A 14,089-nucleotide genomic window follows, 5' to 3' on the forward strand; every position below is an offset into this window, starting at 1 on the left:
CAGAGGCGCTGGCTTTATAAATTAAAATTATAGAGGGTTGTATTATGAAAGGATTGCACTATTGGTATGGAATATTACTGGGTGTCTTACTCTCGCTCATTGGTTGTAACGATAATAGCGCTAAGGGTGATGCTGTAACGGTTGATTTCTCACCGAAATTTAGTGCATTTCAAGTATTAAATAATAACAATCAAACCACGGCAAAAAATGTTCAAGCGCCTATTTTAATTGCGGGAAAATTAACGGTAACTAACCTCGATCAAAATACCACTGAAGATTTTGATTGGAAAGCCTATTTAGACGTCGACAGTTTTGCAATATCATCTGCAACCACTTTGGGCTTAGCCCCCGCTAATTATCATTTTGTGCTTAATTTACAGCATAATCAACAAGCTTATTATGGTGAGTTGACAACAGCAGTCACGAGCGGTAATGCGTTAATTGATATGGTCATAACGCCAGTATTAGGTAATATTGATTCTCAAATATCGGTCAATCCTGAAATGGCAAAACTATTTTTTAATGTCGATGCGGCGCAATTAAATCTATTGGCATTGAATAACCCTATTGTTGGAATTGCGATTGATAATGCCGCCGAGATGAAATTTGCGATTAATCCAGCCACTTCACGTTCAAATCTTTATTTTAATATTGCCTTTGGTAATTACGATCTTGGGGTTAATTTTTATGATGATAACCAACATATAGGTAAACTGGCTTTACCTAATTCAGCATTAGTGATTGACGCAACAACGACCGATATTCAGTACGATATTATTCCTTTAATGGCTATTGCGGTGTTTAACTTTGACGCTCAGGGAGATAGCACCAACTTAACTATCGAGATTCCAAGTAATATTGTTGATCATGTCAATGGCCTTAATCATTTACGTACTCAGCTTAAAGTGATCAACCCTGATAGCATGATTGTATTTGATAATGCGATTACACTAACACCAGCGACGAGCCCAAATACGGCCTATCAAGCGACGATACCACTGAATCTCAGCTTTGCAGATGCCAATAGTGACGCGCTTTATTTAACCCTTAAGTTTTTTGATGAAAGTAATCAGTCGGTGAGTGCTTTTGCGAGTTGTACCTCAGATAACTTTATTTTAGCCAAACAAGATAAAACCCTGGGTTGCCAAGTGACATTTAATGATTCTGAAGTTGATGTAGTGACGGCATTAAATGCGCAATTTGTGGTGAATGTCTATGACGCTAATGGTAACCCGATCAAAGGCGCCGAAGTTTATATTGATGACGCGTTAACACCGATAGGTATTACAGGCGAAGATGCCTTTACCACTGACGGAGCATTGGTCTTTATGGCCAGTGTCGGGGCGCATGATATTAAAGCGCAAGCAATTGGATTTACGGCTCAAAAAGCCGTGACTGCGGTACCATTAAGTATTAATAACGTCGATTTATATTTATCACAACGACAAGATACAACCGATCATCTTGAAACGGCCAATTATGATATGCGAGTTGCAGCAACGGCCAATGTTAATATTACTCCCACCACGACACAGGTAAATGCCCAAACAACATTAATGCAACGACTACCGACGTTGAATGTTGATTACGATAAAAAAACGGGTGTCGCGCGGGTTATCTATAACCATACCGGTTATTTAACCGAAGCAGATCCGACCAAATCGACAGCAGTGGTCGTGATGGAGTTTCTTAATCAACAACGTGGTTTACTACGGTTATCTGACACCGATTTGGCGAATGTCAGCCAACAAGTTCGTCAAACACAAGCGACGGGTTCACAACGCTATTACTTTCAACAACAACGTTATGGGCGTGATATTTTTAATGCCTTACTACAGGTAAATGTTAATCGTGATGGGCGTATTTTAAGTGTTAACAATGGTTTTTCACCCGCAGTTGATCAAGTTATCGTTAATAAAGCCGCTCCTGCGGTGTCGGTGCAACAAGCGATCATTAATGGTGCGAGAAAAGTCGGGATCAACCTGATTCATCAACCAAAGATCGACAGCGAAGATCTTAGTCGTGACGATCAAAAAACCACGTTAATAGCAACAACTGCTTCTAAAGAGCCAATTGATGCCACACTGGTATATTTTCCAGTCAAAAGTGATCAATTACGCCTTGCGTGGAGTTTTATTTTATTTACCCACGATCAACGCCATGTTTACCAAATGCTGGTGGATGCTCAAAATGGTGATGTATTGGCATTCTTTGATCAAGTAGACAGCGATAGTTATGAGGCGTTCCCCATTCCGGTTGAATCGCCAAACCATGCTACGCCGCTAAATAGCCGTCAAGTGCTCACCAATCCTGCAGCCAGCCCTGGTTCACCATGGCAGTGGCATGATCTTGATGCTAGCATTGGCGCTGAATATACCATTATGCGTGGTAATAACGTTCATGCTTACAATGATTCGAATAATAGTGGTTCACCAACAGGAACTGAGCCTGATTGTGGTGCCGGGCTTAACTGTTTATTTCCATTAGATTTAACCTTACCACCAGCAGATAGTAGCTACGCTGCAACAGCTAACTTGTTTTACTGGAATAATATTATTCATGACATTACTTACCTGTATGGCTTTGATCAAGCATCGGGTAATTTTCAGGTGAATCAATACGGCGGTGCAGGGCTGGGTGGCGATGATGTACGCGCTGAAGCACAAGATGGCGGCGGCTATAACAATGCTAATTTCTATACTCCAGCCGATGGTAGTCGACCTCGAATGCAAATGTATTTATGGAATTTAACCACGCCTGAGCGAGATGGTGATTATGATGGCGCGATTATTGTTCATGAATATGCCCATGGTATTTCTAACCGTTTAGTTGGCGGCCCGACCAATGTTAACTGCTTGAGTAACTATCAACGCCCATCTGAAGGGATCAGTGATTTATACGCCATCATGCTAACCCATCCTGCTGGAATGACAGGGGCGGATCCTCGCGGCATGGGAACCTATGTGCTTGGACAACCAATAACCGGTGCTGGTATTCGTCCGCAACAATACAGTACCGATCCTGCGATTAATAATTATACCTATGAAAGCATTATCTCTGGCATGTCAGTACCTCATGGCATCGGCTCGGTGTGGGCACAGGCAGGTTGGGAAGTGTATTGGGCATTAGTCAATGAACATGGTTTTGATAGTGATTTATATAATGCGATGGGAGGCAGTGGTAACCAACGCGCGTTGCTATATTTTACTGAAGGGCTAAAAAATACCATTTGTTCACCAAGCTTTATTGATACCCGTGATGGCGTTATTCAAGCGGCGATTGATAATTACTCTGGTGAAGATGTGTGTTTAGTGTGGCAAGCCTTTGCTGATTTTGGTTTAGGTGTTGATGCGACGTCGGTCAGTAATAATAGTCTCAGTGTCACTAATGGCTTTGCTATTCCAGCCGCTTGTGATGTTACGGCTGATGTTTGGGTTGAGGATACCCATTATGATTACACTGGCACCGCACCAGATACCGGTAATGAGCCTGACGCAAATATGGTTGGGCAGAGTATGTGGCGCAGTAAAGCGATCTGGAACCGTACTACTGTTGGTAGTACCGGTAGCCATCAAAATCCTGAATATGGTCAGCCTAATGAGATCAACGTTAATGTTAAAAATCGCGGTGCAGCCACAGCCTTTAATACCACGGTTGAAGTGTATTGGGCGCATGCAGCAACGGGATTGTCATGGCCTGCCGATTGGACGTTATTAGGCACAGATACCATAGGTAGTTTAGCTGTCGGTGCTGATACGAATGCGACAGTAGGGTGGACACCACCAAGTACAGGCCATTACTGTTTAATTGCGCGGTTGGTAAACCCACAAGATCCAATGACTAACCCTGAAACCAGTAATATTAATTACAATACTCGCTATAACAATAATATTGCTTGGCGCAATATGAATGTAGTTGATTTATTAGCTAATTTAACTCAACAAATCAATTTTATTGCGCGTAGTATCGCGAAGGACAACAGTCCTATCATTTTACAGATAGGTACAGCAGAACAGCAGCGCTTTTTACAACAAGGCGGTCAATTACAGATCAATTTAGTTAACTTTACCGGTCAAGATGAATGGCAAACGATCACTCAATTACCGCACGTGGTGCGTGATTTACATGCTGTGACAACAACGACTAATCAAGGTCAAAATGAAGGGGTGGTTAAACTGTTGTTTAAAGCTGATCCAATGGCAATTACAGATAATATCCGTGGTATTTACCAGCTTGATGTGATGCAACTCGATGACAATAATAACCAAGCTAATGGTGGTATTGCCTATGAGATAATTACCCGCACCCATCTGACAGATAGTGATAATGACACCGTACCTGATATTCAAGATCTTGATGATGATAATGATCAGCAGCCAGATACGGTTGATAACTTCCCACTGGATATGTCACGCCAGTAATTTGCTGATAGCGTAAAATAATCAAGCCCCGCAATGGCTGTTTAATGGCAATGGAGGGGCTGTTTTTATCTGGCTTAAGACTTATAAACCAATTTGTTCGGTAATAATGGCAATAATTGCTTCTGGTGACTCTGCTTGGCGTAAGCTATCACGGAAACTTTCATGAATAAGTTTGCGCGCAAGGCCAGCAAAGATACGCATGTGCTGATCACCTTGGTCTTTATTCAACGTTAGCATGATAACGAAATCGACTTCGCCAGAGTCAGACATCCAATCGATAGGCTTATCAAGGTGAGCAATACTGATACTTGAATGACGAATGTGGTCAGATTTAGTGTGCGGAATCGCAAATCCATGACCTAAACCGGTTGAGAATACCGCTTCTCGTGCCCATACATCTTCTTCTAACTTATAGGCGTCATCAGTACGGCCTTGAATACCTAAGTTACCTACTAGCGCTTGGATCACTTGTTCTTTATTAGCAAAGTCAGCACCTTTAAATACACATTGCTTAACTAATATTGGTTTAACTTGGGCTTGAGCATGACGCTGTTCTAGTAATGTCTCAATTTCTTCAATGGTGGCGCACTCACATGCTTGTGCAAATAGTGTTTGGCTATCGGCAAAGTTAATTTCTGTAAGTTGTGCTTTGGTAGCGGCAATCTTTGGCGCACTCATACTGATTTCATCAAGGCCAGCGCCAACAAGTAGTGGTAATACTTTACTGTCTGCACCAAGCTCGCCACATAAACCAACCCATTTACCATGGCTATGAGCAGTAGTAACCACTTGCTTTAATAAACGTAAGAAAGCAGGCGCTAAGCTGTTATACAGTTTTGATACACTGGCGTTATCACGATCAACCGCTAATAAATATTGGGTCATATCGTTTGAGCCGATACTAAAGAAATCCACTTCTTTGCAGAATAAATCGACAATAAACGCTACTGATGGAATTTCAACCATAATACCGAGCTGAATATCAGCATCATAAGCGATGTTTTGGGCTGTTAATTGCTGTTTAACGCGTTCTAGTTGTTGCTTAACCCAGCGGATCTCTTCAATGCTCTGAATCATCGGAATCATGATTTTTACTTTACCGTGTACAGAGGCACGTAAAATAGCCGTTAATTGGGTTTGGAACAGCGCCAAGAACTGCGGGTAAATACGTACCGCACGGTAACCTAGGAACGGATTATTTTCATGGGGTAGGGCAAGGTAATCAATTGGTTTATCACCACCAATATCCATGGTGCGAATAATCACAGGTTTACCATTGGCAGCAGTTAATACTTCCCGGTAATGATTAAATTGCTCCTCTTCATCAGGTGCTTGGTGACGATCCATAAATAGCATTTCAGTACGGAACAGACCAATACCTTCTGCACCTTGTGCAAACGCATTATCTGCTTCGACTGAACAGGCAATATTAGCAGCGACCTCTATCGTGTGACCATCAGCTGTGGTTGCTTGCTGGTGGGCATACTGACTTTGCTGTTGTTTAAGCGTATTCGCCAATGTGATGGCTCGATCGAAGTAACCACTAACTTCATTGCTAGGCTCGATAGCCAGTATCCCTAACTGAGCATCAACATAAACATGATGATTTAATGCCGCCGCACAGTCTTTAACTTCAATCCCTGACAAGGTTGGAATATTAAACGCACGCGCCAAAATCACGGTGTGTGAAGTGCTACCAGCATGGGTTAATACCAAGCCTTGCAATAACGCTTTATCAAGCCCTAAAAATTGACTTGGGGTTAAATCGTTGGCGATCACGATACTTGGTTGCTGGAGTGAAAATTCAGCTTGGTTATCAAGCACGGTTGGGTAAGCGGCGGTTAATAATTGGAGCGATACATCTTTGATATCCAGTACGCGTTCACGTAAGTAACTGCTTGCTGACTGTTCAAGTTGATGACACAGTTTTTCCATCACGGCCAAAATAGCATTAGCCGTTGAATGGGTTGCTAGCAGTGTTGTTACGCCATCAATGAAGCTGGAATCATTAATAATCGCTAAATGGGCGCTAGTGATTTCCTGCTCGTGGTGTGATCCCGTAGCAATGATGTGATTTAAGTGAGTGCTAACTTGTGCGAGTGCTTGCTCAAAACGTTGTATTTCATTGTCATCGTGGACTGCTGTTGCAAACTGCTGTGGATCGACTTGGCTCATCGCAACTAAAACACCACAACCAATACCTGGTGCAAGACGTTTACCTTTGATCAAATGTGGCTGGTGGCGTAACAATGATTGCGGTAACACGATGTCGTTATCATCAGTTAAGGTTTCTAATGCTTCATCACAATGGGGAAATTGTTGCTCAATGTAAGTTTGAAGTGTCTGACAGGCTAGTTCACAGTCTGCGCCTTCAAAGCTAATTGTGCAGTTATCATTTAATAGCGTATCGGTACCCACCAAGGCTAAAACACTTTTTGCATCACCTGAATTATTACTGCGGTGATTAGTTAGTGTAATTTGACATTCAAATTGGCGACACTGTTGTTCTAAATGATTGGCTGGGCGAGCGTGAATGCCATTAGGTAATACACATTGAAACGAAAATTGGTGAGTCATAAATAAAACGCCTTAAATTTATTTAATATTATTGATGAGTTAACAACAGTTGCTGACATTGAGAAAAAATGCGTCGTGGATGCTGGAGTGCATCTTGAATAGAAACTTCTAGACAGCGGTGTTTATCAAAACGATCGCTTTGCTCAACATTGATGTCGGCGGCGAGAATAACAATATCAGCGCGCTCAACATCCTGTTCGGTGAGGCGATTTTCAATTCCCATTGCTCCTTGGGTTTCGACTTTTATTGTGATTCCAAGTTTTTTTGCTGTCTCTGTGAGCTTGTCGGCAGCCATATAGGTGTGTGCAATTCCTGTTGGACATGCGGTGATTGCGACAATTCTCATGGGTTTCTCCTGCTGTTAAATAATCAAATGCTTGGGCAATGGACTCAATATAAGCACTTCATCATCAGCAAGATAGAAGAGAAACGACGCTTTTATAGGACATTTGTAACCGTAATAACCAACCGTGATAAGGATCTCATTGCTTTTTAAGCTGGTAGTGACCTAATGTACTAGCATTTTTGTGCATAGCGAATGGAAACGTCAATGTTGCTATGGCTGTATAGGGGAATTATTGAATGAATACGAGGGAATATATTGATGAGAATAAGATATAAATAAAAAGGCAGCATGAGCGGGGGACTGCATGCTGCTAAAAATCATTACTCGGGGAAGACAATGACAAAAAGACATATTTCATTTGTAAACATATTATCGATAATTTTATAAATATTGAAACTAGATAAAAGATGCTTTAATAGCACAAATATATCCATTGGTTTTTTATGTGATATCACGCAGCCTAAAATAATAATTAGGCGATGTAACTGTTGTTATTTAAATGAAAAATTAATGTGTATCATTATTAATAATTCAATAATTATAAACTGTGATATCGAGCCAAAATATCGCCATACAGCAATGGGAGCTTTGTTCCAGCTATTTATAACCGCTACAAATATGCAGTGAATGCGTAATTAATCCTATATCGCCCTTAATATTTATTCTTAATAATGCTTGCCAATAACGATACAGAATATCATTTAAGAATAACGATCAAATTATGTTCGTGGTTATGAATGATAACTCTGACTGTGAACATTAATTAAATCGATAACAAAAGGATTTGAAATGAAATTCAAACGTACTCTACTTGCAATGGCCGTTATTGCTGGCACATTTGGCTTAACGGGCTGTGATGAAGAAACCAATAATATTACTGTGACTCACCCTAATAGTGGCGATACTTTACCGCCGGTTGATGAAGGGGATAAGCCAGTCTGTCCACCAACAGGTGATGAAGATTGCGATGATAAGCCAAGCACAGAAAACCCAGTGATCGATATGGGTGTCCATGTGCCAGTTGAATTAGATGGCATGGATGTTACCCGTTATGTTAACCCTTTTATTGGTACTGGTAATTTAGGCAATACTTACCCTGGTGCAACAACACCAAACGGAATGGTGCAACTATCGCCAAATAATGGCTCTAACGGTTGGGAATATATCTCAGGCTATTACTATCATGATGCGCGTACTAGTGGTTTCTCGCATACTCACCTTTCAGGGGCAGGCGCGGGCGATCTCAATGATATTTTGGTAATGCCAATTAACTCGCGTTCTGATTTTATGATCAACGAAGGCTCAGCAACACTTAACTTAGAAGCCTCGCATTTTAAACATCAAGATGAACAAGCAACAGCGGGTTACTACAAAGTTGATTTACTTGATTATGATATTACTGCCGAGCTAACAGCTTCCGATCGTGTTGGTGTTCATCGTTATACCTTTCCGCGTGACCAACAGTCGGAAATCATTGTTAACACCGGCTTTAAACTTAACTGGGATTACACTTCAGACTCGTTTATCCGTTGGGATAAAGACAATAACCGTTTGATTGGTCACCGCTTATCTGATGGTTGGGCTGCATCTCAGAAAGAATATTTTGTGATGGAATTTGATCAACCGATTAAAAATGTTCGTTTTGCTTATTACGACAAAGAAACTAAACAATACGTTAATGCGCCGGCTGATTTAACTGAAATAGGCTCAATTAAAGGCTCTCAAACTTATGATGCAGTTAATGATCGTGATGTGTTTGGTAAATATCAATATGCACGTGCTTATGTTGAATTTGATACCGAAAAACAAGGCTTAACCGTTGAAGCAAAATTAGCTTTATCAAGCACCGCGATTGGTAACGATGGCACCAATAAAGCACCATTAAGCGGTGCATTCTTAAACTTGACTGAAGTGGCGAATAAAAACTTTGATGATGTACGTTTAGATGCCACTAATGAGTGGGAAGCGTTATTAGGTAAAGTCAAAGTGGAAGGCGATGAAGCCTATAAGCAGACTTTCTATACCGCGATGTACCATGCATTCTTAGGTCAAACCACCCACTCAGATCTGGATGGTAAATACTACCGCGCCTTCCAAGGCCGTAATGCTTATCCAACTGGTCGCCCATCGTGGGGTAAAGAAGCGCCATTAGTGGATGATATTCGTTTAGCTGATGCTAACAATGATGGTAAGGCCGACTTTACTCGTTATGACACTTTCTCACTGTGGGATACATACCGTAACGTGCAACCACTCGCTTCTATTTTAACCCCAAACTCATTAGCTGATGTGGTGTTATCAATGTTGTCGTATGCAGAAGAAGAATTTACGCCGTTGGATGCAGAAGGTAATGCAAGTCAACCACGTAAAGGTCGTCTACCTGAATGGACATTTAAAGGTAACGAAACCGGCATGATGATGGGGATGCATTCAACTCCGGTTATTTATGATGTACTGGAAAAAGGCATTCTTGATGCGCGTATGACTGAGCTTGGCTTTAGTCAATTAGAGCAAGCTGACATTAAAGCGCGTTTGATCAATGCGATGGTGACAGATGCACGTAGTGGCTCAGCAGTATCGTGGATTAAAGAATATGAAAAAAATGGTTGGGTGCCAGCACAGCTACATGATGCAGAAACGGATTCTTATGGTAAGCACTCACCATTTAAAGACTCATGGACAGCATCATATTCACTTGAATATTCAATGAATGATTGGATGATCGCTAAATCAATTGCATTAGTGTTTGGTGAAGAAGATCCGCGTTACACGGAATTTGCTGACCGTTCTAATAACTGGCAAGCACAGTTCGATTTTGGTGGTGAGCCTAATACACCGTGGAAGGGCTGGTTTAAAGCCCGTGATTATGATGGTCAATTTATTGATAAGAATTGGACTGATCCGAAAACTGGTGGTACAGCAGGTAAAAACTGGCGTCCTGATATGTTTAATTGGGCGTTCTCAGAGTCGAACGGTTGGCAATACTTCTTTAGCGTGCAGCATGATATGCATGGCTTAAAAGATCTGATGACCCAAGTTGATCTTAAGTCAAATCCTGATGCTAAAGATGGCGCATTATTTGCTGCCCGTTTAGATGAATACTGGTCAACTTATCCAGATCGTAATGCCGGTGATAACCAATTCCCAGTGTTTAACACCGGTAACGTTGGTCAACATGTTCAAGGTAACGAACCCGATCTTCATGTCCCGTATTTATATAACTACGTAGGTCAACCATGGAAGACTCAAGCAGCGATTGCGGCATCGACTAACGTTTGTTACGACAACACTGCCGATGGCATTTGTGGTAATGATGACTTTGGTACGCTTTCTTCATGGTTTGTATTCCGTGCTCTTGGTTTCTACCCAGTGAATGCGGGCAGTATCTATGAGATTGGTACGCCAATGTTTGAAACGGCTTCAATTGACGTTGGTAATGGTCAGTCGTTTAATGTTACTGCGAAGAACGTTAGCCGTGACAATATCTTTATTCAAAATGCGACCTTTAATGGTAAAGCGTTTAACCGTACTTACTTAACTCATGATGAAATCATGTACGGTGGTGATTTGGTATTCACAATGGGTGATACGCCAAATAAACTATGGGGAGCGGCTGCAGACTCAATGCCACCAGATACTGGTATTGGTGAGTTCTTACATGCTGATTCGTTACCTGCTGGTGCGCGATAATTAATAATAAAATATAAGCATTAATTGAAATTACTATTTTAAAAATCCTACGGTGTTTATCGTAGGATTTTTTTTGTGTTTTTTATATTCAAATCATAATCGATATCAAACATTGTATTGTTTATAAAGTCATTTATAGAATCAGTGTTTGTTATATTAAGATTTATTTTAAGCTGAAATAAAGCGTAATATTCATAAAATATCCATATGTATAAATAAAAAAATAAAGCTATTAAGAATATTTGATAAATTATGTATTGCTAATAAATACTACTGACAGCAAGCGATTTGTTGTCACTGGTCAGTGTTAAATTAAATACGTTGAATATCATTATTTTCAAGACGCTTAGAATATAAATGGCAATTGGAGATATTATGCCTATTTCTCGTCGTAACTTTTTAAAATCAGCTATTGCCACGGCTATTGCAGCAAATGGTTTAACATTATTCCCCGCAAACTTTGCATTTGCTGATGATACAATTTTAATTCCTAGTGCGAGTCACTGGGGGCCTTTCTATGGTGTAGTAAAAGACGGAAAATTAGTTGGTATTCAACCGCGTAAAGAACTTGATCCACAGCCAACTGAAATGTTACTAGAAGGCTTATTAAGCCGAACTTATAATAAAACACGTATTCAATATCCAATGGTACGTAAATCATATTTAGAAAATTTAGGTGGAGATACTAAACCTGAATTACGCGGTAAAGAGCCGTTTGTTAGAGTAAGTTGGGATACGGCATTACAGTTAACAGCCAGTGCTATTTTGCATACCATTGAAAATAAAGGTAACCAAGGTATTTTTGACTCATCTTATGATGGTTGGTCAAATACGGGGTTATTACGTCCACCTGTTGTTCAGGGACGTTTCTTTAATTTAATTGGTGGTTGCAGTACCACGATTGGTGACTATTCTGCGGGTGCTTCAACGGTTATTTTGCCGCACATTGTCGGTGATATGGAAGTATATTCACCTCAAACAGCTTGGCCTGTTATTGAAGAAAACACCGAAGTATTTGTTTTAGTTGGCAGTGATCCTTGGAAAACCAACCGAGTTGAGTTTCGTGTTGCTGATCATCAAATGCAAAGCCATTGGCTGAAGTGGAAACAAAAAGGGATTAAGTTCATTTCAATTAACCCTAAACGAACCACAACCGATCGTAATTTAGACAGTGAGTGGGTATCAATTATTCCCGGTACTGACACTGCATTATTTAATGCGATGGCTTTTCACTTACAAGATCAAAAATTAGCAGATCTTGAATATTTGAAAAAATATACCGTTGGTTATGAACAATATCTTGATTATTTATTAGGTAAACAAGATGGCGTTGCCAAAACTCCTGAGTGGGCGGCGAAAATTACCGGTATTTCAGCGGCTGAAATTAAACAGCTCGCAGTACTATTTAAAACGAAAAAAACCCAAATTGCAGCTGGTTGGGCGGTGCAACGTGCTGATCACGGCGAGATGATCCACTGGTCGATTATTAACTTTGCGGCTATGGCTGGTAAAATTGGCAAACCTGGCGAAGGCTTTGGTTTTAGTTGGCATTATGGTAACGGCGGCATGCCACAATCAGGTGCTTCATTGCCTGTGACATTAGGTCAAGGCTTTAACCCTGTTTCTGCGGGTTGTCCTGTTGTTCTGCAAGCTGAAATGCTACTTAATCCTGGTAAGTCATTTACTTATAATGGTCAAACGTTAAAATTCCCTGATATATCAATGGTGTATAACTCAGGTAATAATCTGTTCTCACATCAACAAAACCTCAATGCTTTGATTAAAGCAATGAATGATAAAGTTGAGACTTATGTCTGTCAGGATACATGGTGGTGTGCGTCAGCTCGATTTGCCGATATTGTTTTACCCGCAACCAGTGCATTAGAGCGGATTGATATTACGTCTGGTGGCACCTATAGCAATAATAAAGTTTATGCTATGCAGCAAGTGATTGAACCTTATGGTGAAAGCTTAGATGACTTTGAAATTTTCCGTCGTTTAGCCAAAATCTTCCATGTAGAAGATAAATACACTACCGGTAAAGATATGATGACATTGCTGAAAACAGCATATGAATCATCCACTGCCGCTAAAATCAAACCATTTGATGAGTTCTGGAAAGATGGTGTTACCGTGATGCCAACCCCAGAAAAAGCCGATTACTGGCAACGTCATGGTGCATTTTATGATGATCCAGAGAAGCACCCATTACATACGCCATCTGGTAAAATTGAGCTGTACAGCGAATCTATCGCTAAAATGAAGCTTGATGATTGCCCACCTGTACCGACATATATGCAGCCGTTTGAATTTTTAGGTAATGCTAAAAAAGGTCAATTGCATATTCTGAGCCCACACCCATGGATGCGCTTACACTCACAAATGGCAAACGCAGATACCAATAGTTATGAGTGTGTTGACGGTCGTCAGTATTTGTTGATTAACGAACAAGATGCGCATGATCAAGGTATTGTTGATGGCGATCTTGTCGAGTTACATAATGAACGTGGTGCGCTACTTTGTGGTGCTAAATTATCAAAAGAAGTTCGCCGTGGCGTTGCCTGTCTCCATGAAGGTGCATGGTTACAGTTAGATAAATTAGGTCGTTGTAATAGTGGCCAGATTAATATTCTGACATCAGATCAATCATGTGGCGGACTAAGCCAAGGTACCAGTGCTAATACCTGTTTGGCGTATTATAAAAAATGTACCAACCCATGCTCACCAAATAAAGCCTATGAGCCACCATTGATAGAGCAACCGACTGGACCGAATGATGGTTGTATTTTACCTATGGTTGATTTGAACATTGATGGTCGTATAGCCTTACTGCATAAAGCCAATGCGGGTAAAGCAGCGCCGAAGATTAGCCGTGGTCAGGAAATTTTCTATGCCAGTTGTACTATGTGTCACGCAGCACCGAATCCAGCAGCACATACGCGTGCCCAATGGGCTGGGATCACGCAAAGTATGTTCCCTCGAGCAGGGTTAAGTGCGGCTGATCGTAAACTTGTTTTAGAGTATTTAGATAAACACGCAGCAAAAGCATAGTAAC

Annotated in this window: 5 protein-coding genes; 3 read left to right on the forward strand and 2 right to left on the reverse strand. The window is 40.9% G+C overall.

All coding sequences use genetic code 11. The features are described 5' to 3' along the window. The first annotated feature begins 44 nt into the window (after positions 1–44). Positions 45–4,421, forward strand: a complete 4,377-nt coding sequence (locus G6R09_RS05030) for a M36 family metallopeptidase (RefSeq protein WP_163920851.1) — start codon at positions 45–47, stop codon at positions 4,419–4,421. 81 nt (positions 4,422–4,502) lie between these two features. Here the strand turns inward: G6R09_RS05030 and ptsP are convergent, their stop codons facing one another. Next, positions 4,503–6,998: a phosphoenolpyruvate--protein phosphotransferase gene (ptsP, locus tag G6R09_RS05035; RefSeq protein ID WP_163920854.1), complete on the reverse strand. Its 2,496-nt coding sequence runs from the start codon at positions 6,996–6,998 to the stop codon at positions 4,503–4,505. 28 nt (positions 6,999–7,026) lie between these two features. Further along, complete coding sequence (locus G6R09_RS05040) at positions 7,027–7,344, reverse strand: PTS fructose transporter subunit IIB (RefSeq protein ID WP_065168057.1); 318 nt, start codon at positions 7,342–7,344, stop codon at positions 7,027–7,029. Between the two features lie 789 nt (positions 7,345–8,133). Here G6R09_RS05040 and G6R09_RS05045 point away from each other — a divergent pair. Then, entirely contained in the window at positions 8,134–11,034 is a 2,901-nt protein-coding gene (locus G6R09_RS05045) for a GH92 family glycosyl hydrolase (RefSeq protein ID WP_163920857.1), read from the forward strand. 375 nt (positions 11,035–11,409) lie between these two features. Then, complete coding sequence (locus tag G6R09_RS05050) at positions 11,410–14,085, forward strand: molybdopterin-dependent oxidoreductase (protein ID WP_163920860.1); 2,676 nt, start codon at positions 11,410–11,412, stop codon at positions 14,083–14,085. Positions 14,086–14,089: the final 4 nt, after the last annotated feature.

This window comes from Photobacterium sp. Alg240-V54 (genome assembly GCF_900537155.1).
Classification (GTDB): Bacteria; Pseudomonadota; Gammaproteobacteria; order Enterobacterales; family Vibrionaceae; genus Photobacterium.

Excerpts from the sequence above, each read along its gene's own strand:
- G6R09_RS05030 (WP_163920851.1), top strand. The coding sequence starts at position 45 with ATGAAAGGATTGCACTATTGGTATGGAATATTACTGGGTGTCTTACTC.
- ptsP (WP_163920854.1), bottom strand. The coding sequence starts at position 6,998 with ATGACTCACCAATTTTCGTTTCAATGTGTATTACCTAATGGCATTCAC.
- G6R09_RS05040 (WP_065168057.1), bottom strand. The coding sequence starts at position 7,344 with ATGAGAATTGTCGCAATCACCGCATGTCCAACAGGAATTGCACACACC.
- G6R09_RS05045 (WP_163920857.1), top strand. The coding sequence starts at position 8,134 with ATGAAATTCAAACGTACTCTACTTGCAATGGCCGTTATTGCTGGCACA.
- G6R09_RS05050 (WP_163920860.1), top strand. The coding sequence starts at position 11,410 with ATGCCTATTTCTCGTCGTAACTTTTTAAAATCAGCTATTGCCACGGCT.